Origin of the sequence: Stenotrophomonas sp. LM091 (assembly GCF_001806305.1) — a bacterium.
In the GTDB taxonomy this organism is placed as follows: domain Bacteria; phylum Pseudomonadota; class Gammaproteobacteria; order Xanthomonadales; family Xanthomonadaceae; genus Stenotrophomonas; species Stenotrophomonas bentonitica_A.
Genome location: NZ_CP017483.1, coordinates 1,545,109 through 1,567,169, shown reverse-complemented (window position 1 = coordinate 1,567,169; position 22,061 = coordinate 1,545,109). Strand labels below are relative to the sequence as shown.

The 22,061-nt window shown below is 67.5% G+C and carries 19 protein-coding genes and 1 pseudogene; 16 read left to right on the top strand and 4 right to left on the bottom strand.

Annotated features, from left to right (window positions below):
- The first annotated feature begins 44 nt into the window (after window positions 1–44).
- The 4 genes from rodA to BIZ42_RS06815 all read left to right on the top strand — a co-directional run bounded on the left by rodA (window position 45) and on the right by BIZ42_RS06815 (window position 5,530).
- The gene (gene rodA, locus BIZ42_RS06830) at window positions 45–1,145 is read left to right on the top strand and encodes a rod shape-determining protein RodA (RefSeq protein WP_070425955.1); all 1,101 of its coding nucleotides are present in this window, start codon (window positions 45–47) and stop codon (window positions 1,143–1,145) included.
- Between the two features lie 599 nt (window positions 1,146–1,744).
- The gene (mltB, locus tag BIZ42_RS06825; RefSeq protein WP_070425954.1) at window positions 1,745–2,890 is read left to right on the top strand and encodes a lytic murein transglycosylase B; all 1,146 of its coding nucleotides are present in this window, start codon (window positions 1,745–1,747) and stop codon (window positions 2,888–2,890) included.
- Window positions 2,887–4,209, top strand: coding sequence for a septal ring lytic transglycosylase RlpA family protein (locus BIZ42_RS06820; protein ID WP_070425953.1), 1,323 nt, complete (start codon window positions 2,887–2,889; stop codon window positions 4,207–4,209). Before mltB ends, BIZ42_RS06820 begins: the two co-directional genes overlap by 4 nt.
- Before the next feature lie 106 nt (window positions 4,210–4,315).
- Window positions 4,316–5,530: a D-alanyl-D-alanine carboxypeptidase family protein gene (locus BIZ42_RS06815; protein ID WP_046274253.1), complete on the top strand. Its 1,215-nt coding sequence runs from the start codon at window positions 4,316–4,318 to the stop codon at window positions 5,528–5,530.
- Window positions 5,531–5,638: 108 nt separating this feature from the next.
- Here the strand turns inward: BIZ42_RS06815 and BIZ42_RS06810 are convergent, their stop codons facing one another.
- On the bottom strand, window positions 5,639–6,703 hold the full coding sequence (locus BIZ42_RS06810) for a lipid A deacylase LpxR family protein (protein WP_019186035.1): 1,065 nt from the start codon (window positions 6,701–6,703) through the stop codon (window positions 5,639–5,641).
- A gap of 193 nt (window positions 6,704–6,896) precedes the next feature.
- Here BIZ42_RS06810 and BIZ42_RS06805 point away from each other — a divergent pair, with 193 nt between their 5' ends.
- From BIZ42_RS06805 to gnd, 7 genes and pseudogenes are all read left to right on the top strand, one after another.
- Window positions 6,897–7,175, top strand: coding sequence for a DUF493 family protein (locus BIZ42_RS06805; RefSeq protein ID WP_019186034.1), 279 nt, complete (start codon window positions 6,897–6,899; stop codon window positions 7,173–7,175).
- A gap of 98 nt (window positions 7,176–7,273) precedes the next feature.
- A pseudogene (lipB, locus tag BIZ42_RS06800) lies at window positions 7,274–7,869 on the top strand (lipoyl(octanoyl) transferase LipB).
- An 18-nt stretch (window positions 7,870–7,887) separates the two neighbouring features.
- Window positions 7,888–8,901, top strand: coding sequence for a lipoyl synthase (gene lipA / locus BIZ42_RS06795; RefSeq protein ID WP_070425952.1), 1,014 nt, complete (start codon window positions 7,888–7,890; stop codon window positions 8,899–8,901).
- Between the two features lie 238 nt (window positions 8,902–9,139).
- Window positions 9,140–11,317 carry a carboxy terminal-processing peptidase gene (locus BIZ42_RS06790; protein WP_046274257.1) on the top strand — a complete coding sequence of 726 codons (2,178 nt, stop codon included), beginning with the start codon at window positions 9,140–9,142 and terminating at the stop codon, window positions 11,315–11,317.
- Between the two features lie 128 nt (window positions 11,318–11,445).
- Window positions 11,446–12,072 (top strand): DUF2242 domain-containing protein, encoded by a 627-nt coding sequence (locus BIZ42_RS06785; protein WP_070425951.1) that lies wholly within the window; start codon window positions 11,446–11,448, stop codon window positions 12,070–12,072.
- A gap of 22 nt (window positions 12,073–12,094) precedes the next feature.
- Window positions 12,095–13,378, top strand: coding sequence for a hypothetical protein (locus BIZ42_RS06780; protein WP_070425950.1), 1,284 nt, complete (start codon window positions 12,095–12,097; stop codon window positions 13,376–13,378).
- Between the two features lie 3 nt (window positions 13,379–13,381).
- Window positions 13,382–14,284, top strand: coding sequence for a phosphogluconate dehydrogenase (NAD(+)-dependent, decarboxylating) (gene gnd, locus BIZ42_RS06775; protein WP_070425949.1), 903 nt, complete (start codon window positions 13,382–13,384; stop codon window positions 14,282–14,284).
- Between the two features lie 94 nt (window positions 14,285–14,378).
- Here the strand turns inward: gnd and BIZ42_RS06770 are convergent, their stop codons facing one another.
- Window positions 14,379–15,419 (bottom strand): oxidoreductase, encoded by a 1,041-nt coding sequence (locus BIZ42_RS06770; RefSeq protein WP_070427470.1) that lies wholly within the window; start codon window positions 15,417–15,419, stop codon window positions 14,379–14,381.
- Between the two features lie 170 nt (window positions 15,420–15,589).
- Here BIZ42_RS06770 and BIZ42_RS06765 point away from each other — a divergent pair, with 170 nt between their 5' ends.
- The 4 genes from BIZ42_RS06765 to BIZ42_RS06750 all read left to right on the top strand — a co-directional run bounded on the left by BIZ42_RS06765 (window position 15,590) and on the right by BIZ42_RS06750 (window position 19,950).
- Window positions 15,590–15,967: a BON domain-containing protein gene (locus BIZ42_RS06765; protein ID WP_019186026.1), complete on the top strand. Its 378-nt coding sequence runs from the start codon at window positions 15,590–15,592 to the stop codon at window positions 15,965–15,967.
- 206 nt (window positions 15,968–16,173) lie between these two features.
- On the top strand, window positions 16,174–17,994 hold the full coding sequence (locus BIZ42_RS06760) for an ATP-binding protein (protein WP_070425948.1): 1,821 nt from the start codon (window positions 16,174–16,176) through the stop codon (window positions 17,992–17,994).
- On the top strand, window positions 17,991–18,431 hold the full coding sequence (locus BIZ42_RS06755) for a response regulator (protein ID WP_019186024.1): 441 nt from the start codon (window positions 17,991–17,993) through the stop codon (window positions 18,429–18,431). Before BIZ42_RS06760 ends, BIZ42_RS06755 begins: the two co-directional genes overlap by 4 nt.
- Before the next feature lie 4 nt (window positions 18,432–18,435).
- Window positions 18,436–19,950 carry an ATP-binding protein gene (locus tag BIZ42_RS06750; protein ID WP_019186023.1) on the top strand — a complete coding sequence of 505 codons (1,515 nt, stop codon included), beginning with the start codon at window positions 18,436–18,438 and terminating at the stop codon, window positions 19,948–19,950.
- Here BIZ42_RS06750 and BIZ42_RS06745 read toward each other — a convergent pair whose 3' ends face one another.
- Window positions 19,951–20,685, bottom strand: coding sequence for a 20S proteasome subunits A/B (locus tag BIZ42_RS06745; RefSeq protein ID WP_046274261.1), 735 nt, complete (start codon window positions 20,683–20,685; stop codon window positions 19,951–19,953).
- A gap of 84 nt (window positions 20,686–20,769) precedes the next feature.
- Here BIZ42_RS06745 and folK point away from each other — a divergent pair, with 84 nt between their 5' ends.
- Window positions 20,770–21,261 carry a 2-amino-4-hydroxy-6-hydroxymethyldihydropteridine diphosphokinase gene (gene folK, locus BIZ42_RS06740; protein WP_070425947.1) on the top strand — a complete coding sequence of 164 codons (492 nt, stop codon included), beginning with the start codon at window positions 20,770–20,772 and terminating at the stop codon, window positions 21,259–21,261.
- A gap of 31 nt (window positions 21,262–21,292) precedes the next feature.
- Here the strand turns inward: folK and BIZ42_RS06735 are convergent, their stop codons facing one another.
- Window positions 21,293–22,030: a pteridine reductase gene (locus BIZ42_RS06735; RefSeq protein WP_019186020.1), complete on the bottom strand. Its 738-nt coding sequence runs from the start codon at window positions 22,028–22,030 to the stop codon at window positions 21,293–21,295.
- Between the last annotated feature and the right edge of the window lie 31 nt (window positions 22,031–22,061).

Here is a 22,061-nt window from a genome sequence, read left to right as displayed (position 1 = left end):
GTCGCCTCCTGCTGTGCGTCGCGTCATCCACAGGAGTCGTCCGCATGGTCGAACTACTGCAGCGCGCACGCGCCGTGTTCCATTTCTTCTTCCGCACGCTGGACCTGCCGCTGCTGGGCGCCTTGTGCCTGCTGATGGTGGCCGGCCTGGCCGTGCTGCACAGCGTGGACGGGCCCGTGCATGCGCAGGCGATGCGCTACGGCGCCGGGCTTGCCGCCCTGTGGGGGCTGTCGCGGCTGCCGGTGGTGGAACTGCGCGCGTGGTCGCCGTGGATCTACACCCTGTCCCTGCTGCCGCTGCTGGCGGTGTATGTGGTGGGCACCGGCAAATACGGCCAGCGCTGGTTGAACCTGGGCGTGTTCTACCTGCAGCCCTCCGAGCTGCTCAAGCTGAGCCTGCCGATGATGATGGCCTGGTACCTGCACAAACAGCCGTTGCCGCCGCGGCCGCGTGCGGTGCTCACCGCCGCGGTGCTGATCGGTGGCCCCGCCGTGCTGATCCTGCTGCAGCCCAACCTCGGCACCGCCACGCTGGTGACCGCCAGCGGGGTGTTCGCGCTGCTGTTGGCGGGCCTGCGCTGGTGGTGGATGGCCGTGGCCCTGGGCGGGCTGTCGGTCGCTGCGCCGCTGGCGTGGTTCGGGCTGCTGCGCCAGTACCAGAAGGATCGTGTGCTGACCTTCCTGTACCCGGAGAACGATCCGCTGGGCACCGGCTGGAACATCATCCAGTCCAAGATCGCGATCGGCTCGGGCGGCATGCACGGCAAAGGCTGGGGGCAGGGGACCCAGGCCACGCTGGATTTCCTGCCCGAGTACACCACCGACTTCGCCTTCTCGGTGCTGGCCGAGGAGTTCGGCTGGGTCGGCGTGGCAGTGGTGCTCAGCCTGTTCCTGTTCGTCACCGCGCGCTGCCTGTGGATCGCCAGCCAATCGCGCTGTGGCTACTCGCGCCTGTTGGTGGGCACCACCGGCCTGGTGTTCTTCGTCTATGTGCTGGTCAACGGCGGCATGATCTCCGGCCTGCTGCCGGTGGTGGGCGTGCCGATGCCGCTGATCAGCTATGGCGGCACCTCGGCGGTCTCGCTGCTGGCCAGTTTCGGGCTGGTCATGGCCGCACGACAGCACCAGCCGGTGCATGCCACATGAGCGAGGTTTGCGCAGCCTTTGCGCGGGCACCCATGGGGAAACGGTTTCAGGTGCACACGTAGTCAACGCGCGCGGGCAAAAGTGAGAAGTGGCGCACAGATATGAAGTGACTTGATCTCGATCAATGGACTTGTCGTAAACGGCCTGCACAATGGCGGCCCGCCAACAACGACGCGCTGAGCCAAGCATCGCGGAGGGGGAGTCTGGCGGGGAGTAGTTGACCTCACAGGCAGAGGGGCGAAGCGCGCGCTGGGGAGATGCGCGCCGCGCCGCTGCCGATCAGGTCCGGTTTGGCCGGTTGCGTCTGCGGGGATGGGGACGCAACCGGCGAACCTCTTGTGCCGTCCCTACCAACTTCCAAAAGTGAGACGTGCGTTGCGTGGCCGCCCTTGCTGGGCTGCCCCGGCCGCCCGGCGGCGGGCCGTGCCGCACACCGGTACCGCCGCGATCGTGGCGCCCCCCTGCACCAATACATGAATGGGCGCCGGTAATGCGCCTGTCTACACATGGCCTTAACGGCCGTGGAGAAACTCGGGCAATCCGTTGAGATTCATGGTCTTAGGGGTTTTAATTCATCCATGACCTGCTAACCTGCCGCGATGATTCGACGCTCCCTGGCCTGCATGCTCACGCTCGGTTTGGTCGCTTGTGCGACCCAGCCGCAGACTCCTTCACCGACGCCGCAGGCCTCGGGTGTTCCCGTCACGCCGGCCCCCGGCAGCAAGGGTCCGGCCGAAGCTGCCCCGGAGGCAGCTGGGGCCAACGCCGCCCCGGTAGATCTGACCCCGGTGCCCTTCGAGGTGGCCCGCGCCAACTTCGTGCGCGATACCGCCGCCCGTTACGGCATTCCGGCCTCGCAGATCGAGGCGACACTTGCCCAGGCGCAGATCCGTGATCCGATCATCGCCGCGATGTCGCGCCCGGCCGAGCGGGTCAAACCGTGGAACGAGTACCGGCCGATGTTCATCAGCCAGGCGCGGATCGAGGGCGGAAAGAAATTCCTCGCCCAGCACCGCGATGAGTTGATGCGCGTGCAGCAGCGCACCGGCGTCCCGGCCGAGGTGATCGTGGCGATCATCGGCGTGGAAACCAGCTACGGCGGCAATACCGGCAACTACCGCGTGCTCGATGCGCTGTACACACTGGCCTTCAAGTACCCGCGCAGCGGCGACCCGGCCAAGCTTGAACGTGAAGTGCGCCGCGAGCTGTTCTTCCGCGACGAGCTGTCGCGCCTGTTCGCGCTGACCCGCGATGAAAAGCTGGACATCACCGCGATCAAGGGCAGCTACGCCGGCGCGATGGGCATGGGCCAGTTCATGCCCTCCAGCTATCTGGACTATGCGGTGGACGGCAACGGCGATGGCCGCCGCGATCTGTTCAACAGCTACGACGACGTGTTCTCGTCGATCGCCAATTACTTCGTCAAGAAGGGCGGTTGGGTCCGTGGTGGCCCGGTGGCCGTGCCGGCCACGCTGCAGGCCGGTCGCGAGGAATTCAATCCGACCGAATGGGCGCCGACCTGGACGCTGTCGCAGCTGGCCCAGCGCGGGTACCAGCCCAGCGTGCCGGTCGCCGCGGGCCTGACCGCCACCCCGATCACCTTGGAAGGCAGCACCGGCAAGCAGTACTGGCTGGGCTTCCAGAACTACTACGCCATTACCCGCTACAACCTCTCGAAAATGTATGCGATGGCCGTGTACCAGCTGTCCCAGGCCATTGCTGGACAGGAGTTGCCGCCGGCATGAACACGATCGCACGCTCCAGATGGCTGATCCCGGGTCTGTTGATACTGGCACTGGCCGCCTGCAGCAGTGCGCCGAAGAAACCCGGTGCCAGCAGCGCCGGCAGCAGCAAGCCGTCCGCCGCGGTGGTGCAGGGCAAGGGCGGGCGTCCGGCGCATTGTCCGGAAGGCTCTCCCTACAAGGCGGCTGCTGAAGATCCCAGCACGCGCGGCGATTACCGCGCCGGCGGTCTGTACAAGCCGGGCGTGAATGACAGCACCCCCACCTACATCCCGAACGTGGCCTGCATCCCCGAGCCGGAAGTGGTCGATCTGCCGCGCTCGCCGATCGGCAACAAATCGCCGTACGTCGTGCTGGGCAAGCAGTACCAGGTGATGGACAAGACCCGCGGCTACGCCGAGAAGGGCACTGCTTCCTACTATGGCGCCAAGTTCCACGGCCGCCTGACTTCCAACCGCGAGGTGTACGACATGTACGCCTTCACCGCCGCGCACAAGACACTGCCGCTGCCGAGCTTTGCCCGGGTGACCAACCTGGACAACGGCGAATCGGTGATCGTGCGCGTCAACGATCGCGGCCCGTTCCACGATGGGCGCGTGGTCGATCTCAGTTATGCCGCCGCCGTGCGCCTGGGCATCACCCAGCGCGGCACCGGCAACGTGGAGGTGCGTGCGCTGGCACCGGGGGATGACAACCTGATGGTCGACAAGCCCAGCCGCCGCGAGCGCCGCGAGGTCGCCGCCGCTGCGGCTGCCGCCGCCTCCGCCTCCGCGCCCGCCGCTGCCGTGCGCAGTGCCAGCGAGATGGATGCGCTGGTCGGCAAGCTGCCGGCCGCCACGGCGACCGCTGCCGCCAAACCGGCCGGCGAGAAGTACCGCTACCGCGTGGCCGATTCGGCCAAGCCGGGCAACGCCGACAACTTCGATCACTGGATGCGCGACAACGGTGTGCGCGTTGCCACCGGCAAGCCCGCCACCACCCAGGCTGCCAGCGTCAACAGTGCGCCGGTGGCGGTGGCCGCATTGCCCGCCGCCGCACCCGCGGCACGCCCGGCACCGGCCCCCGGTGCAACGCTTTCCCAGCAGGTGCTCGGCAGCGTGCTGCTGCAGGTCGCCAGCTTCGCCAGCCGTGACAACGCCACCCGCGCGCTCGGCCAGCTGTCCTCGGCGGGCATCGCCGGGGCCAGCATCAGCGACATCGTCAGTGGCGGGCGCACCCTGTGGCGCCTGCGCGTGCCGGCCCCCGACCATGCCAGCGCCTCGGAACTTGCCGGCCGGATTGCCGGTCTGGGCTTCGGGGCGCCGCAGATCGTGAAGGACTGAGCCTTCCACTGCCCGCGGCACGCCAGCGCGTGCCGCCGCTCCTTGGGCCTACAATGCCCGTTATCCCTCATCCACCCCTTGGCGCCCTCCAGGAGCTTGCTGTCCGATGAAATTCCGCTTTGCCGCCGCTGCCATGGCCACGACCCTGTTCGTGGGCATGGTTTCCGCCCAGACCCCTGCGCCGACCCCGGCTCCGGCGCCTGCTCCCGCCGCCGCTCCGGCCACCGTGGCGACCCCGCCGGCCCCCAAGCCCAGCGTCTCCAAGGCCTGGATCCTGATGGACTACGCCACCGGGCAGGTCCTGGCCGGTGAAAACGTGCACGAACAACTGGCCCCGGCCAGCATCACCAAGGTGATGACGTCGTATGTCGTGGCCGCCGAGGTCAAGAACGGCAAGGTCCGCACCGATGACCAGGTGATGATGAGCGAGCGCGCGTGGCGCGAGGGCGGCGCCGGCACCGACGGCAGCTACAGCGGCTTCCCGGTCAACCAGACCGCACGCCTGGAAGACATGGAAAAGGGCATGGCGATCCAGTCCGGCAACGATGCCGCGATCGCCCTGGCCGAACACGTGGCCGGCAGCGAAGAGGCCTTCGCCTCGCTGATGAACAGCTACGCCGCCAAGATCGGCATGAAGGATTCCCACTTCGTCAACGCCCATGGCCTGAGCGCCCCGGGCCACCACACCACCGCGTACGACCTGGCCCTGCTGGGCCGCGCGATGGTGCGTGACTATCCGGAAACCTACGCCTACAACAAGGTGAAGGAATTCACCGTCGGCAACATCACCCAGCCCAACCGCAACCTGCTGCTGTGGCGCGACCAGAGCGTGGACGGCATCAAGACCGGCCATACCTCCGAAGCCGGCTACTGCCTGATGAGCTCGGCCCAGCGGGGTGACCAGCGCCTGGTCGCCGTGGTGCTCGGTGGCGGCTCGGAAAAGCAGCGCGCCGATGACAGCCTGGCGCTGCTCAACTGGGGCTTCCGCTTCTTCGAAACCCACCGCATGTACGAGCCGGGCAAGGTCGTGGCCGAGCACAAGGTGTGGAAGGGCAAGACCGACAAGCTGCAGCTGGGCGTGGCCCAGCCGATGCTGGTCAGCGTCCCGCGCGGCCGCTACAACGATCTCAAGCCGAGCATCGATGTGCCCAAGACCCTCGAAGCGCCGTTCACCGCCGGGCAGCAGGTCGGCACCCTGAAGGTGATGCTGGACAACCAGGTCGTCGCCCAGGCTCCGCTGGTGGCCGTGGCTGCCGTGGAAGAAGCCGGCTTCTTCAAGCGCCTGTGGGACAGCTTCTGGATGTGGTGGGAATCGGAGTAATCCGGTTCGACCGCACTGAAAAAGACCGGCGAAAGCCGGTCTTTTTTTTGGGTGGGCGATGAGCCGACCAACGGTCGGCAGCTACCCGCTTCAGGATCAGTCGCTCGCTTACAGCGACCGGCTGATCGTGAAGCTGCCGAACACCGGCGCCTCACGCTGCCCATCGAACTCGCGCGTGCTGTGGTAACGGGCCAGCGCGAACTTCCAGCGACCGCGCATCACCGCCAGCCCGTATCCGGCCGTCCCCACCACGTGGCGCTTGTCCACGCTGTGGCTGTTGCGGAAGGTATTGCCGTCCAGCGTGATATCGCGGATCACCCACGCCGCATCCGTGGTGGCGAACAGATGCCACGACCAGCCGCTCGGCTTGCCGCCGCGCGTCGGCGCAGTGTTCTCACCGGCCGGGCGCAGCGGCGTGCTGCCGAAATCGTCCGGCAACTTCCAACCAAAGCGCACCTCGCCACCGGCATTGAGGTGCGTGGCCAGATTGCCCACCGCGCCACCGTAGTGGCTGATCGCATCCCAGCCCCAGCCGCCCAGGTTCTCACTGGCGTCGGCCGGCCACCGGCGCATCCGCTCGTGCGTGAGCATGATCACCGGCTCGTTGTGCAGCTGGTTGTCCCAGCCCTGGAACTTCTCATCGCCCAGCAGCTCGTGCACCGCGTTCTGGACTTCCTCGCCCTGGGCCCACGGCCCCACCACGCCCAACGCCAGCTGCGTGGTCTGCAACCGGTCGCCGCGACGCGCGTTGTAACCGAAGCTGCCGATCAGCACGCCCGCATACGGCCGGTCGTCCTCGATCAGGTCCTTCCGGGTGAAATCGGTGGGGGTGAAGATGCCCTGGGCCAGGCTGAAGATCATGTTCTGCTGTTCGTACTCGCCCGGATGCAGCCGCTCCAGGTGGCTGTTGACCCAGCGCGCCAGGCGCGGCAGGCACGGGTCATCGGTGTAATCGACCAGGTTCGGCGAGACGAAGGTGATCTGGGCGCCGTTGGTATAGCCCTGGTCCTGGTCCTTGCCACCGAAGAGGTCGTTGTCGACGCGGAAATTGACCTGCGGCGGGTGCTCGCGCATCGCATCGGGCCCGCATTGAGTGGCGGCGTGGGCGGCAGGCGCGGCCAGGGCCAGGACACCGGCGAGTGCGGCCGGCAGCGCAAAGGGCTTCAGAGACATGGGATACCAGACGGGGATTTATTCTTTCTTAAGCCGGTACAGCGTAATCAGAGCGTGATGTCGTGAACAGCACTGCGCACGCATTGCTGCGTATCAGTGGCGATACAGGCGTTTTCACGGGCCGTTCGGCGCCGCTGTGCGCACGATCAAGCAGCGCTTGGGTTCGGGCGCAGGCATCCCCATAATCCCGGTCATGGAGATCAAGTCTGACAACCCCGACCACGGCTTCCAGTTTCCCGGCCAGTTCGAACTCAGCGCCATGGGCGCGGCCGGCAAGGACCTGGAACGCGAACTGCCGCGCCTGCTCGAGCTGGCCGGCGTGGATGTGCTGAGCGAGCGCATCAGCTGGAAACACTCGTCCAACGGCAAGTATGTGTCGGTGCGGCTGGTGTTCAAGGCGGATAACCGCGACCAGTACGACGCCGCCCACAATGCCCTGCGCGACCACCCGGAAGTGAAGTGGACGCTGTAACCAGCTGCGCCACCGCTGCGGCCCCGGGTGACCGGGCGCCGCAACCGGCCATTGTGCGCGAACTCGGCCGCCAGCCCTATGCCCCGGTCTGGCACGCGATGCAGCGCTTCACCGATGCCCGCACCGAGGACACCCCCGACGAGCTGTGGGTGGTCGAGCACGACCCGGTGTTCACCCTGGGCCAGGCCGGCAAGGACGAGCACGTGCTCGCCCCCGGCGATATTCCCGTTCTGCATGTCGACCGTGGCGGCCAGGTGACCTACCACGGCCCCGGCCAGCTGGTGATCTACCCGCTGCTGCAGCTGCGGCGGCTGGGGATCGGCGTGCGCGACTACGTCTGCCGCATCGAGCAGGCCATCATCGACACCCTCGGCGACTGGAATATCGGCGCCGAGCGCCTGGAGGGCGCGCCCGGGGTCTACGTGGGCGGGGCCAAGGTCGCCGCCCTGGGCATCCGCGTCCGCCGTGGCTGCACCTTCCATGGCCTGTCCTTCAATGTGGCCATGGACCTGGAACCGTTCCGCCGGATCAACCCCTGTGGCTATCAAGGGCTGCAGGTGACCTCGGTGGTAGACTTGGGGGACCGTCCGGCATGGCGGCCGTCACGCCGGTGCTGCTGGGCCATCTGGCCCGCCAGTTCGGCCTGGCCCTCGAGCCGGCCGCTGAATTACCCGATTTGACTGACGCGGCGTGAACGCCGCCGACCAAGGCCATGACTGAAACCACCGCTCGCATCATTCCCCTGCAGGTTGTGCAGGGCGACACGCCGTCCGCCGCCCCGTTGCAGACGGGCGTCAAACAGATCGGCGGTGACAAGATCGGCCGCTCGCCGGTGCAGTTCGCCGACGTGCCGGTGCTGCGCAAGCCGTCGTGGATCCGCGTGCGGATTCCCTCCGGCAACGCCGTGCAGAACCTCAAGGCCAAGCTGCGCGAAAACCGCCTGGTCACGGTCTGCGAGGAAGCCAGCTGCCCCAACATCCACGAGTGCTTCAGCCACGGCACCGCGACCTTCATGATCCTCGGCGAGGTCTGCACCCGCCGTTGCTCGTTCTGCGACGTCGCCCACGGCCGGCCCAAGCCGCCGGATGCCAACGAGCCGGCCAGCCTGTCCCAGACGGTGGCGGACATGGGCCTGAAGTATGTCGTGGTGACCAGCGTGGACCGCGATGACCTGCGCGACGGCGGTGCCCAGCACTTCGCCGACTGCATCGGTGCCATCCGTGCCAAGTCGCCCAACACCAAGATCGAAGTGCTGACTCCGGATTTCCGTGGCAAGGGCCGCATGGAGCGCGCGCTGGAGATCCTGGCGACCAACCCGCCGGACGTGTTCAACCACAACATCGAAACCGTGCCGGACCTGTACCGCAATGTGCGCCCGGGCGCGGACTACCAGTGGTCGCTGACCCTGCTCAAGAAGTTCAAGGCCCAGCACCCGGAGATCGCCACCAAGTCCGGCATCATGCTCGGCCTCGGCGAGACCCTGGAGCAGGTCCAGGCCACGCTGCGCGACCTGCGCGAGCACGATGTGGACATGATCACGATCGGCCAGTACCTGCAACCGACCGCGCATCACCACCCGGTGCTGCGTTACTGGACCCCCGAGGAGTACAAGGCGCTGGAGGAGTACGGCAATGCGCTGGGCTTCAGCCACGTCGCTTCCGGTCCGATGGTGCGCTCGTCCTATCATGCCGACCGCCAGGCGGCCGACGCCGGCATCGCCGGTTGATCCAGCGGGCCCTTCGGGGCCCGTTCTGCCAATCCACTCCGTCTTTCCCCGGCCGCGGCCCTGAACCGCGGATGGCCGCAGGCCTGTGCCTGCCTGCCGATCGCGCCGGTATTCACAAATTTCTCCAACGGCCTCGGTAGGCTGAAGGCCCCGGTGACAAACGCGGCAACTTTCGGCACTGTCGTGGTGTCTGTAATGCACGCAGTCTCTCCCTTGGCAAGGTGCCACGAGCTAGTCCATGAAATTCAAAGCCCCCGCATTCCTGATGGCCCTGGCGCTCACCGCGCCGATGGCACTGGCCGCCTACGCCGATTCGCCCGCGCTGCCTTCGGCGGCAACACCCGACCAGGTGACCACCTCCAAGCTGGTCTACGGGCTGCTGTCGGACAGCCGCTACGCCTACCGGCCGCGCGCACTGGATGCCGCGACCTCCAAGGACGTCTTCAAGCGCTATCTGGAATCGCTCGATAGCAGCAAGCAGTTCTTCACCCAGGCCGACATCACCCGCTTCGCCCCGTTCGAGGCCAACATCGCCACCGCCATCCGCGGCGGCGAGCTGGAGCCGGCGTTCCAGGTGTTCGCGGTGTACAAGCAGCGCGTGGGCGAGCGTGTCGGCTATGCACGCAAGCTGCTCAAGCAGGATTTCGATTTCAGCACCGATGAGAAGTTCGAGTACGACCGCAAGGACGTGCCATGGGCCGCGAGCAGCGCCGAACTGGACGATCTGTGGCGCAAGTCGGTCAAGAACGATTGGCTGCGCCTGAAGCTGGCCGGCAAGCAGCCGGCCGAGATCCGCAAGACGCTGGACAAGCGTTACGCCACGCTGGAGAAGTCGGTCAATGAGTTGAAGGGCGAGGACGTGTTCCAGTTCTTCCTCAACGCCTACACCAGCGCCGTGGACCCGCACACCGATTACTTCACCCCGCGCACCGCCGAGAACTTCAACCAGGCGATGTCGCTGTCGCTGGAAGGCATCGGCGCGCAGCTGCAGCGCCAGGACGACATGGTGGTGATCCGCGAGGTCATCGCCGGTGGTCCGGCCGCGGTCAATGGCACGCTCAAGCCGGGCGACCGCATCGTCGGCGTCGGCCAGGGCAAGTCCGGTCCGCTGGAAGACGTGATCGGCTGGCGCATCGATGACGTGGTGGCCAAGATCCGCGGCAAGAGCGATACCCAGGTCCGCCTGGAGTTCATCCCGGCCGAAGAAGGCGTGGACGGCAAGCACCACACCCTGGTGCTGACCCGCCAGAAGGTGCGCCTGGCCGAACAGGCCGCCAAGGGCGAGACCCTGACCATTCCGGCCAAGGATGGAGAGCCCGAGCGCAAGGTGGGCGTGATCAAGCTGCCCACCTTCTACCAGGACTTCGAAGGGCGCCGCCGCAACGCTGCCGATTACGCCTCGGCCACCCGCGACGTGGCCAAGCTGCTGGCCGGCTTCAAGGCCGACAAGCTCGACGGCGTGGTGCTGGACCTGCGCAACAACGGCGGTGGTTCGCTGGATGAAGCGATCGAACTGACCGGTCTGTTCATCGAACAGGGCCCGGTGGTCCAGGTCCGTGAATCCGGTGGCCGCGTCACCGTCAACAGCGACCGCAGCGAAGTGGTCGCGTGGGATGGCCCGCTGGCCGTGCTGATCAACCGCGGCTCGGCCTCGGCCTCGGAGATCTTCGCCGGCGCCATCCAGGATTACGGCCGTGGCCTGGTGATCGGTGAGACCACCTTCGGCAAGGGCACCGTGCAGAACATCGTCGATCTGGACCGGTGGCCGAGCGGCGAGACCCAGCGCTTCGGCCAGGTCAAGCTGACCATCGCCCAGTTCTTCCGCGTCAGCGGCAGCAGCACCCAGCACAAGGGCGTGGTGCCCGATCTGGCCTTCCCGGCCAGCGTGGACGCCAGCGAGTACGGCGAAAGCACCTACGACAACGCGCTGCCGTGGACCCGCATCGCCGCGGTGCCGCACACCCAGTACGGCAACTTCGGCCCGCTGCTGCCCAAGCTGGAAAGCCGCCATGACACGCGTATCGCCGCCGACAAGGAGTTCCAGTGGTGGAACGAGGATGTCGAGCAGTTCCGTGCGGAGAAGGCCAAGAAGTACATCTCGCTCAACGAGGCCGAGCGCCGCGCCGAGCGCGAGAAGCAGGACAAGCAGCGCACCGATCGCCAGGCGATCCGCAAGCAGCTGGGCCTGGATCTGGACCCGCTGGCCGACGACAGCAATGACGACGGCCTGACCGGCAACGAACGCGACATCGTCAAGGATGCCGCCCGCGAGAAGGCCGCCGAAAAGCGCCCGGATCCGCTCCTGCGCGAGTCGGCGGCGATCCTGGCCGATGCGGTGAACCTGCTTGAGGCCGACCGCCCGCTGTCGGCCCAGGTCCTGCCGCAGTCGACTGCCGTGGGCCGCTGGGCGGACTGAACGCCGGCCGCCACCAGCTGAACAGGTGACAACTCCACAGGCCGCCCTTCGGGGCGGCCTGTGCGTATCCACCTCCTGCCAACGCGCACGGGTCTATCCTTGGAGGCTGGATTTCCGCAGGAGCGGCCATGCGCTTTCGTCGTGTACGTTCGATCCCGCTGCTGGCGGTGTTCGCCGCGTTGACCGCCTGTGGCGGCCGCGCCGCCGACAGCACCCTGATCCGTGAGTCGTTCGACTCCGGCGATACCTATTCGCGCACCGTGCCCGGCCCGCCGGCCCAGGCCTGCGAGGCCGCCCGCCGCACCCTGCTCAGCCAGGGCTATGCGATCGCCCGCGCCGGCGATGATGCCGTGGAAGGCAACAAGAACTTCCAGCCCAGGGATGAAGAGCACGAGCAGCTGGTGCTGCGTATTTCGTGCGCGCCGCGCGGTGACCAGGCGCTGGTGTTCGTCAGCGCGGTGCAGGACCGCTACGCGTTGAAGAAAAGCCCGACCTCGGCCAGCGTCGGCGTCGGCGCGCTGGGCTCGGTCTCGCTGCCGTTCGGCAGCAATGACGACTCGCTGGTGAAAGTGGCCAGCAGCACCGTGCAGGACGCCACCTTCTATCGCCGCTTCTTCGAGCGCCTGCAGCAGTACCTGCCGGCAGCAGCCGTGCCCGAGCCCAGCCCGGCTGCCGCGCCGGCGACCGCCCCCGCTGCGGCGGTGGAGCCGACGCCAGCCACGGTGGTGAGCGATACCCCGGCCTCTCTGCGCTGAGCGGGCGGGGGTGCGGCGCGTCATGGCAGCAGGATCGCGGCGCTGGCGCCGCTGTGCGCTCGCGGTGCTGCTGGGGCTGATCCCGGCGGCCAGTGCGTGGAGCGCGGCGTCGTGCGCGCAGAGTGTGCTGGAAGCGCTGGGCTGGCAGTTCAGTGAGGCGGACGTCGCTGCGCCGGTGGTCCATGCCGGACCGGTGTGCGAGCGCCCCGACCTGCGCCAGGCGCGGGCCGCAGGCGACCTGCGCGTACAGCTGCCGCGGCAGTGGTCGGCGCAGCAGCGCCAGGCCTGGCTGCCGACCCTGTTCGATGACCCGGGCACGGTCTGTGCCTATGCATTCAAGCTGGGCGCGGCCACGCGCCGGGCCACCACCGCCCTGCAGGACAACGACGGCTTCCGCTTCTCGGCCTTGCAGCTGGGCTGGATCGGCTTCGGCGCCGGCGGCGCGCAGGCCAAGGGTTGGGAGCGCTTCCGCAGCTTCGGCCGCGGCTATCAGCCGGCCGAAGCCAACAGTGCGGCGCTGCAGACGTTCTACGATGGCCGCGTACGCGCCGAGTGCGGGGTCGGCCGCCAGGTGGCGCAGCTGGCGACCCAGCGCGAACTGTACGGCGATGCCGCCTTCGACCGCGAATTCTCCGCCGATGAACTCTCCATCGGCACGTTCCTGACCCTGCACGAGACCGACAGCATCCTGCTGGGCCGGCATGCCGGGGAGTTCCTGGCCGACGGCAAAGCCAGCAAGACCGCGCAACGCGGTCGGCAGGCGTTCGTGGGTGCGCCCGGTTTCATCGAGCACGTGTTCGAGCGCAAGTACCTGGATGACATCAACAACCAGGCCGAGAACTTCGTGGTGGTCGATGTCAGCGATGCCGCGGCGCGTGCGCTGCGCGAGCACGACGGCTTCGCCCATTACGACCAGGTCAACCGGCGCATCTGGTCACTGGCCCAGCGCATGCCGGGCCCGGGGCCGCGCCGCTTCGAGCGGCTGCTGATCGAGCGCGATCCGATCTGGAGGCGCGAGGTGCCGGCCGAACAGCAACCGCTGCTGAAGGAACTGGATGCGTTGCTGGACGATCCGTTCTACCAGGGGTTCCTGATTTACGTGCATCCTCGCGGTATACGTCCTATCGGATATCACATCGCGCGCCTGCTCGATCGCAATCCGCGCACGCCGTTCGCGATCGAGCTGGGGCTGCACAATCTGCACACCACGTTGTACCGGCGCTGGATCCAGGCGCAGCTGCGGCAATGCGCGGCAGCGCCGGTACCTCCTGTTACACAACCGCATTCGCAAGCTGAGCAAAGGTGAGTCATGGATATTGCAATGATTGGGCTGGGCCGCATGGGCGCCAACATGGCCGAGCGCCTGCATCGCGGCGGGCACCACGTGATCGGTGTCGATCCCGGTGAGGCCGCGCGTACCGCGGCCGCCGAGCGCGGTTTCGAGGTCAGTGCCTCGATCGCCGAGACGCTTGCGGCGCTGCCGGTGCCGCGCGTGGTGTGGCTGATGGTGCCGGCCGGCGTGGTTGACCAGACCCTGGCGTCGCTCTCGCCGCATCTGTCCGAAGGCGACGTGGTGATCGACGGCGGCAACTCGTATTACAAGGATTCCATGCGCCGCAGCGAGCAGCTGCAGGGCGAGGACGTGACCTACATCGACTGCGGCACCAGTGGCGGGGTGTGGGGCCTGCAGGAGGGCTACAGCCTGATGATCGGCGGCGACAAGGCCGCGGTCGAGCGGATCGGGGCGATCTTCCGCACGCTGGCACCGGCCGAGGACCGTGGCTGGGCGCACGTCGGCCCGAGCGGGGCAGGGCACTTCTGCAAGATGGTCCACAACGGCATCGAGTACGGGATGATGCAGGCCTATGCTGAAGGCTTCGCGCTGATGCAGCACAAGACCGACTTCAATCTCGATCTGGCGCAGGTGGCCAAGGCCTGGCAGCACGGCAGCGTGGTGCGCTCGTGGCTGCTCGACCTCAGTGCCGATGCACTGGGCCGCAACCCGCAGCTGGAGGGCATCGCGCCGTATGTCGAAGACTCCGGCGAGGGCCGCTGGACCGTGGCCGAGGCGATCGATCTGGACGTGCCGGCGCCGGTGATCACGCTGTCCCTGCTCGAACGCCTGCGCTCGCGCGAGAAGAACTCCTTCAGCGACCGCCTGCTGGCGGCGATGCGCAATGAGTTCGGTGGTCACGCGATCAAGACCACGTAAGCCGGATCGATGCGGGCCGGCGAAGGTGATCGTCCGGCCCGTGGGCGGCAGCGTGTAGATCCCCCGGCCAGAGTGAGTGAGCCAGGGCGTTGCCTCAGAGCGTCATCCGCCGCCCGCTGCGCGTACTTTCCGCACCGGCCTCCAGCAGGCGCATCAGCTGCAGCGCCTGCGCGGTGCTGACCGGTGCCTCTGCCACGCCCAGCATCGCATCGCGGAACTGCGCATAGAACGCACGGTAATCACCCGGCACGTTGTCCACGGTGCTGCGCTGGGTGTGACCCTCGGCGTCGACCCGCACCAGATGCCCGTGCTGCGGGTCCAGGCCCCAGCCCGGCGCACCCGGTGCGATGCCGCGGCGCAGCTGGTCTTCCTGCACGTCCAGCCCGTCTTTGAGATAGCTGCCGGCATCGCCATGCACGATGAAGCGCGGGCCGGAGGCGGCCACCAGCGAGCCGGCGTGCAGGATCGCGCGGTGCCGCGGGTAATGCAGCACCGCGTGGAAATAGTCGTTGCCCAGGGCGTGCTCACGCTGCGCCATCAGGTCCACGCTGATCGCGCCGGGCCAGCCGAACAACTGCAGCATCTGATCCAGCAGATGGGGGCCCAGATCCATCCACAGGCCGCTGCCGGGCGCATCGCTTTCGCGCCAGCGCTCGCGCACCTGCGGGCGGAAGCGGTCGAAGTGGGAATGGCATTCGGCGACGCGACCGATCCGGCCCTCGTCGATCACCTGCTTGAGGGTGAGGAAGTCGGCGTCATGGCGGCGGTTCTGGAAGACGGTGACCACGCGTTCGGCCGCCTGCGCGGCCTGCACCACCGATTCGGCCTCCGCAACGGACAGCGCGAACGGCTTGTCGACCAGTACATGCTTGCCCGCCGCGAGTGCGGCGCGCGCCAGGGGGGCATGCGCATCGTTCGGCGTGGCGATCACCACCGCGTCCACCGCCGGGTCGTCGAACAGCTGCTGCGGGTCCGCGCAGATGCGCACATCGGTGAAGCTGCGCAGCAACCGGTCGCGCTGCGAGCTGACGATGCTGTGCAACGCCAGGCCCGGCGTGTGCAGGATCAACGGCGCATGGAAGACGCTGCCGGCCAAGCCATAACCGATCAATCCCACCTGCAGTACGGCGGCCATGGTGCGCTCCAACATAACGGGGCAGGACAGCGTAACGGCTGGGCGCGCGCGGCGGAAATCTGAACGGTTTGGCCGCAAGCTGAGTGGTTCACGGCAGCGTTATGCGGCGCCCACGTCCCGTCCACGGCCCGGCACGGACACTGGCTGCACATCCGCAAAGGAATTCGAACATGACCAACACGACCCGTAATCTGCTTGCTGCTTCGCTGGCCCTGGGCATGGTGCTGGGCACCTCTTCCGCCATGGCCAAGGATCCGCCGAAGACCACCGATCATGCCGCGATGACCCACGCCGATACCCACGATTCGGCTGAGCCGGTCACCGACAGCTGGATCACCACCAAGGTCAAGACCGACCTGCTGACCAGCAAAAACGTCCCGGGTACCGAAGTGAAGGTGGAGACCGTCAATGGCGTGGTCACCCTTACCGGCACCGTCGCCAGCCAGGCCGAGCATGACAAGGCCGTCCGTGTGACCCAGCAGATCAAGGGCGTCAAGCGTGTCGACGCCGCTGGCCTGAAGGTCGCCGCGACCGCCGCCAAGCGCTGAGTCCTGCTGCACCGTTGAACAGAGCGCGCCTTCGGGCGCGCTTTTTTGTGCGCGCTTGCCGAGCCCGCGCGCGGTTCAGTCAGGTGAGGGGCCGCGTATTCACAAAGGGGTGGAGTATATTCAGCGCTTCGCCATCGCCGTGCGGTGCGCATGCCGGCTGTACGCGCATGGGCGCGACCGGTGTGGCACCGAGCTGAAGAGGGACTATGGCGCTGGTGTTCAGTGATCAAATCTGGGACCGCTGGCGATTGCCGGCACTGGCCCTGGCGGCGGTAGCCATCATCGTGGTGCCGTGGCTCACCCTGCGCAAGCTGGCTGATGACAACATCGATGCGATGAACTGGGTCACCCACACCCAGGATGTCGGCGTGGCCGTCTACCAATTGCAGGCCGACGTGCGCGATGTCGAATCGGCCGCGTTGACCATGTCCAAGGGCATCGATGCGCCTGGCCTGCGCGAACGCCTGGCCCAGGCCAACGACATCCCCGGGCGGCTGGCCCGGCTGGCCGAGCTGACCCGTGACAATCCGGATCAGCTGATCCGCATCGGTCGCATCCAGTCCATGCTCGAACGCCGCATGGAGCTGGCCAAGCAGCTGGCCCGCTCGGCGCCCGATGCCGACCAGCGGCAGCTGGTGGCCGACCTGACCACCCGCTACCCCATCCGCAACCTGGTCGAAGAACTGCAGGCCACCGAAGAGCAGCTGCTCGCCAAGCGCTCGGCGCTGTTCGCGGCCCAGCAGCGCCAGGGCGAGTTCATTTCCTGGTCGGCGCTGGTGGTTCAGCTGCTGCTGCTCGGCCTGGTGCTGTGGCTGCTGCAACGCCAGATCCGCCATCGTCTCAGCGCCGAACGCGCCTCGCTGCGCGCGGCCGGACGTGCCGCGTCGGTGCTGCACACGGTGCGCGAGCCGATCGTGCTGCTGGACCGCAGCCTGCGCGTGCAGATGCACAATCCCGCGTTCGCCGAACTGTACGGGCTGGACGAGGAGACCTCGGCCGAAGGGCTGCCGCTGGACAGCATCGGCGACGGGGCCTGGGCCGATGGAGTGGTCCGCCAGCGCCTGACCGACGTGCTGCTGCGCGGCCGCGAGCTGTGGGATTACGAGCACGAACAGCGCACCGCCGATGACGTGGTGCGGATCATGCTGATCAACGCGCGGCGCATGCCGCTGCCGGACAAGGACGATGAAGTGGTGCTGATGACGGTCAGCGATGTCACCGTGCAGCGCGCCGTACAACTGCGGGTGGAGGAACTGAACCGCCAGCTGGAAGGCAAGGTCGAGCAGGTCTCGGAGGTGAATCGCGAACTGGAAGCCTTCAGTTACTCGGTCTCGCACGACCTGCGCGCGCCGTTGCGCCACGTGGCCGGCTTCTCCGACAAGCTCACCCGCCACCTGGGCGACGGGGCCGACGAGAAGTCCCTGCATTACCTGGGCGTGATTTCCAATTCCGCCCGGCGCATGGCCGCGCTGATCGACGATCTGCTGGTCTATTCGCGCCTGGGCCGGGCGGCGATGCGGCTGCAGGCGGTGGACATGCAGTCGCTGGTCGCCGATACCCGCGCCATGCTCGATGCCAACCAGCAGAGCGAGGCCGAGAGCACCGGCGTGCCGCACCATGTCGACTGGAAGATCGCGCCGCTGCCGATCATCGTTTCCGATGAAAACATGATGCGCCAGGTCTGGCTGAATCTGCTCGGCAACGCGATCAAGTATTCTTCCAACCGCGAGCCGGCCCGGATCGAGGTCGACTACAAGCTGCAGCCTGACGGCAGCCATCTGTTCACGGTCCGCGACAACGGCGCCGGGTTCGACATGGCCTACGCCGGCAAGCTGTTCGGGGTGTTCCAGCGGCTGCACAAGGCCAGCGACTACCCGGGCACGGGCATCGGCCTGGCCAGTGTCCGCCGGGTGCTGACCCGCCACGGCGGCCGCATCTGGGCCGAATCGGCGGTCGATCAAGGCGCCACGTTCCACTTCGTTCTTCCACCCGCGCTCGACGCAATCAACAAGGGCTCCGCCGCATGACCGCTCTCCGTACCATCCTCCTTGCCGAGGACAGCCCCGCCGACGCCGAGATGGCCATCGACGCCTTGAAGGAGGCCCGCCTGGCCAACCCGATCGTGCACGTCGAAGACGGCGTGGAAGCGATGGACTACCTGCTGCGCCGTGGCGCCTTCGCCAACCGCGACGAAGGCCTGCCGGCGGTGCTGCTGCTGGATATCAAGATGCCGCGCATGGACGGCCTGGAAGTGCTCAAGGAAATCCGCAACACCGAGGAGCTCAAGCGGCTGCCGGTGGTGATCCTGTCCTCCTCGCGCGAAGAAAGCGATCTGGCGCGCAGCTGGGACATGGGCGTGAACGCGTACGTGGTCAAGCCGGTGGACGTGGACCAGTTCTTCGGCGCCGTGCAGACCCTGGGCAAGTTCTGGGGCCTGATCAACCAGGCACCGGAGATCGAGTAAGCCCATGCCGCTGACCGGCCCTGCGTTGGGTGCCCTGCGGATCCTGCTGATCGAGGATTCGCCGGAAGACGCCGAACTGATGTGCGAACAGATGCTCGACGCTGGCCTGGAAGCCAGCTTCGAGCGGGTGGAGAGCGCGCAGGAACTGCGTGAGGCGCTCGAGCGCGCCGCGCCGGACATCGTGCTCTCCGACCTGAGCATGCCCGGCTTCTCCGGCAACGAGGCGCTGCAGATCGTGCGCGCTGCCTTGCCCGAGGTGCCCTTCATCTTCGTGTCCGGCACGATGGGTGAGGAAAACGCCGTGGCGGCCCTGCACCAGGGCGCCAACGACTACATCATCAAGCACCAGCCGGCGCGCCTGCCCTCGGCGGTGGCCCGTGCGGTGCGCGAAGCGCGCAGCGCGATCGACCGCCAGCGCGTGGAAGCCGAGCTGATGCGTGCCCAGCGGCTGGAAAGCCTGTCGCTGCTGGCGGCCGGGCTCAGCCACGACCTGCGCAACATCCTGCAGCCGCTGCTGATCATGCCCGACCTGATGAAGGCGCGGACCGAAGATCCGCAGCTGCACCACCTGGCCGACATCATCGCCGAGTGCGGCCGGCGTGGTCATGAGATGGCCGAGTCGATGCTGTCCTTCGTGCGCGGGTCGCGCAAGCCCAGCGAACACATCTGCCTGGTCCACCTGTTCGAAGGCGTGGAGCTGCTCCTGCGCAGCAACCTGCCGGCCAAGGTCACCCTGCACCTGGAGGTGGCCGACGGCCTGGCGGTGGACGCCAACTACACCGAGTTGCAGCAGGTACTGCTCAACCTGTCCCTGAATGCCATCCAGGCCATGCCCAATGGCGGCCGTCTGACCCTGCGTGCCGCCCCTGCGGCCGATACCCATGGCGACGACTGGCTGCGCATCTCGGTGACCGACGAGGGCATCGGCATGGATGCGGACACGCTCTCGCACCTGTTCAATCCCTTCTTCACCACCAAGGCGACCGGCACCGGCCTGGGCCTGATCTCGTGCAAGCGCATCATCGAGGGCGCGCACGGCAGCATCCACGTCGACAGCCAGCCCGGTGTGGGCACGCGCTTCGATCTGCTGCTGCCCATGCGCGAGATCACCGACACCGCCGACGCCGTGGATGGGCCGATCGCCGCCGGTGCCGGCCAGTCGATCCTGGTCGTGGATGGTGAGGCGACGCGCCTGTCGCTGCTGGGCAACGCGCTCTCCAGCCAGGGTTACCACCTGCAGCTGGCCTCCGATGGCGCGGCCGCGCTGCGCTGGATGCAGCAGGAAAGCATGCCCGCGCTGGTGATCGCCGATGCCGGCTCCAAGCTGCTCTCGGCCAGCCACCTGCTGGGCGAGATGGCCACGCTGGGCTATCGCGGCCCGGCGCTGGTGCTGGAGGAAGCCGATGTGACCGTGCCGCTGGCGGTGTTCCCGCCCGGCATCAACGTGCACGTACTGCGCAAGCCGCTGGAAATGCAGCAGGTATTCCGTTCAGTGGCCGAGGCGCTGGAAACCGCCTGATCAGCCTTCCCACGGAAAGCGTGGGAGGCTGGCCACGGCCTGTTCGAGTTTGTACGACCAGTTGCCGTGGATCTCGGCATACAGCGGGCTGTCGCCGGCCAGGCGCATGCGCTGGGTGATGCGCAGGTCATCCTTGCGGATCAGCACCAGATCCACCGGCAAGCCCACCGAGAGATTGGACCGGATCGTGGAGTCCAGCGAGACGATGGCGGTGCGCGCGGCATCTTCCAGGCGGGTCTGAGGCCGCAGGATCCTGTCCAGGATCGGCTTGCCGTACTTGGATTCGCCGATCTGCAGGAACGGGGTTTCCGGCGAGGCCGCGATGGCGTTGCCGAGCGGATAGATCATGTACAGCCCGGGGTGCTCGCCGCCGATCTGGCCACCGAGGATCAGCGTCGCCTGGGTCACAATGCCGTCCTGGCCCGCCTCATGCGTGCTGGATTTGACCTGGCTGTCGAGCAGGACCCGGCCCACGTACTCGGCCACTTCGAACAGATGCCGGTAGGCGCGCAGGTTTTCCGGCCGCTGCTCTTCCACGTCACGGCGCAGCCGCGAGATCAGCAGCTGGGTGGTCGCCAGGTTGCCGGCGGCCATGATCACGAAGGCCGCCTCCCCGGGGAACTCGAATTCGTGCAGCTTGCGGTGCACGCGCACGTCGTCCAGCGACGCGTTGGTACGGGTATCGGCGGCGAAGACCAGGCCTTCGTCCACCTCGATGCCGACGCAATAGGTCATGTCGGTGTCCTATGATGTGCACCCCGATTCTATGCGCTGGCCCTGTTGGCCCGGTGTGGAATCGCCCCACGTACGCTGAATACCATGACCACTGCGCTCCTGAGCCTGGGCAGCAACCTGCAGCCGCAACAGCACCTTCACGCCGCGGTGGAGGCCCTGCGCGCGCGCTTCGGCACGATCGCGGTCTCACCGGCCTACCGCACCGCCGCGGTGGGCTTCGATGGTCCGGATTTCCTCAACAATGCGGTGGCGATCGAAACCGACCTGCCATTGCAGACGCTGGATGATTGGCTGCATGCGCTGGAAGACGCCCACGGGCGCGACCGCAGCGGCCCGCGCTTCAGCGACCGCACCCTGGACATCGATGTGGTGTTCTACGGCGACCTGATCGTGGAGGGCCCCGGCCATCTGCGCATTCCGCGCCCCGAACTCAAGCATGCTTTCGTGCTCAAGCCGCTGGCCGACATCGCCCCGGCGTTCCGCGATCCGGTCAGCGGGTTGAGCCTGGAGGCGCTGTGGCGTGCCCACCGGCAGTTCGGCGAGCCGTTCGACACGATGGACCTGCTGCCCGCGTAATCATGCACTACCGGGGCGGTCCAACGGGTGTTCAGGACAAGGTGCGCCCGCCATCCACGCGCAGGGTGTGCCCGGTCACGAACGCCGCATCCGTGGCCAGCCAGTACACCGCCTCGGCGATCTCCTCCACGGTGCCGGTGCGGGCCAGCGGGGTACGCGCCAGCAACGCCTGCTGGGCGAAATCATCCTTGCCCTGTTCCGGCCACAGGATCGCCCCGGGCGCGACCGCGTTGACCCGTACCTTGGGCGCCAGTTCCAGCGCCAGCGAGCGGGTCACCATTTCCAGCGCTGCCTTGGCGGCCGCGTACACCGGGTGGTCGCGCATCGGCTGGGTGCCATGCAGATCGGTCAGGTTGACGATGCTGCCCTGCTGGCGGCGCAGGTGCGGCGCGGCGGCCTGGGCCAGCAGCAGCGGGGCACGCGCATTGACCGCGAACAGGTCATCCCACTGGGCGGCGGTGATCTGGCCAAGCAGGGTGGGGTAGAAGTTGGAGGCATTGTTGACCAGCGTGTCCAGCCGGCCGAACTGGGCCACGGTCTGGTCGATCAGATCGGGCAGGGCCTCGGCATCGCGCAGGTCGGCCTGCAGCGCCAGCACGCTGCCCGGGCGCAGCATGTCCATGTCGAAGGCCATCTGCTGCAGCTCGGTGGTGGAGGTGTGGGCGTGCAGCACCACCGACCAGCCACAGGCGTGGAACTGGCGGGCGATGGCCGCGCCGATCCGGCGCGCGCTGCCGGTGATCAGCGCCACGGGCGCGGTATCGGTCATCGGGGGTACTCCCTGCTCAGGCTATGCTGTG

Coding starts and splice junctions, on each gene's coding strand:
- rodA (WP_070425955.1), top strand. CDS start 45: ATGGTCGAACTACTGCAGCGCGCACGCGCCGTGTTCCATTTCTTCTTC.
- mltB (WP_070425954.1), top strand. CDS start 1,745: ATGATTCGACGCTCCCTGGCCTGCATGCTCACGCTCGGTTTGGTCGCT.
- BIZ42_RS06820 (WP_070425953.1), top strand. CDS start 2,887: ATGAACACGATCGCACGCTCCAGATGGCTGATCCCGGGTCTGTTGATA.
- BIZ42_RS06815 (WP_046274253.1), top strand. CDS start 4,316: ATGAAATTCCGCTTTGCCGCCGCTGCCATGGCCACGACCCTGTTCGTG.
- BIZ42_RS06810 (WP_019186035.1), bottom strand. CDS start 6,703: ATGTCTCTGAAGCCCTTTGCGCTGCCGGCCGCACTCGCCGGTGTCCTG.
- BIZ42_RS06805 (WP_019186034.1), top strand. CDS start 6,897: ATGGAGATCAAGTCTGACAACCCCGACCACGGCTTCCAGTTTCCCGGC.
- lipA (WP_070425952.1), top strand. CDS start 7,888: ATGACTGAAACCACCGCTCGCATCATTCCCCTGCAGGTTGTGCAGGGC.
- BIZ42_RS06790 (WP_046274257.1), top strand. CDS start 9,140: ATGAAATTCAAAGCCCCCGCATTCCTGATGGCCCTGGCGCTCACCGCG.
- BIZ42_RS06785 (WP_070425951.1), top strand. CDS start 11,446: ATGCGCTTTCGTCGTGTACGTTCGATCCCGCTGCTGGCGGTGTTCGCC.
- BIZ42_RS06780 (WP_070425950.1), top strand. CDS start 12,095: ATGGCAGCAGGATCGCGGCGCTGGCGCCGCTGTGCGCTCGCGGTGCTG.
- gnd (WP_070425949.1), top strand. CDS start 13,382: ATGGATATTGCAATGATTGGGCTGGGCCGCATGGGCGCCAACATGGCC.
- BIZ42_RS06770 (WP_070427470.1), bottom strand. CDS start 15,419: ATGGCCGCCGTACTGCAGGTGGGATTGATCGGTTATGGCTTGGCCGGC.
- BIZ42_RS06765 (WP_019186026.1), top strand. CDS start 15,590: ATGACCAACACGACCCGTAATCTGCTTGCTGCTTCGCTGGCCCTGGGC.
- BIZ42_RS06760 (WP_070425948.1), top strand. CDS start 16,174: ATGGCGCTGGTGTTCAGTGATCAAATCTGGGACCGCTGGCGATTGCCG.
- BIZ42_RS06755 (WP_019186024.1), top strand. CDS start 17,991: ATGACCGCTCTCCGTACCATCCTCCTTGCCGAGGACAGCCCCGCCGAC.
- BIZ42_RS06750 (WP_019186023.1), top strand. CDS start 18,436: ATGCCGCTGACCGGCCCTGCGTTGGGTGCCCTGCGGATCCTGCTGATC.
- BIZ42_RS06745 (WP_046274261.1), bottom strand. CDS start 20,685: ATGACCTATTGCGTCGGCATCGAGGTGGACGAAGGCCTGGTCTTCGCC.
- folK (WP_070425947.1), top strand. CDS start 20,770: ATGACCACTGCGCTCCTGAGCCTGGGCAGCAACCTGCAGCCGCAACAG.
- BIZ42_RS06735 (WP_019186020.1), bottom strand. CDS start 22,030: ATGACCGATACCGCGCCCGTGGCGCTGATCACCGGCAGCGCGCGCCGG.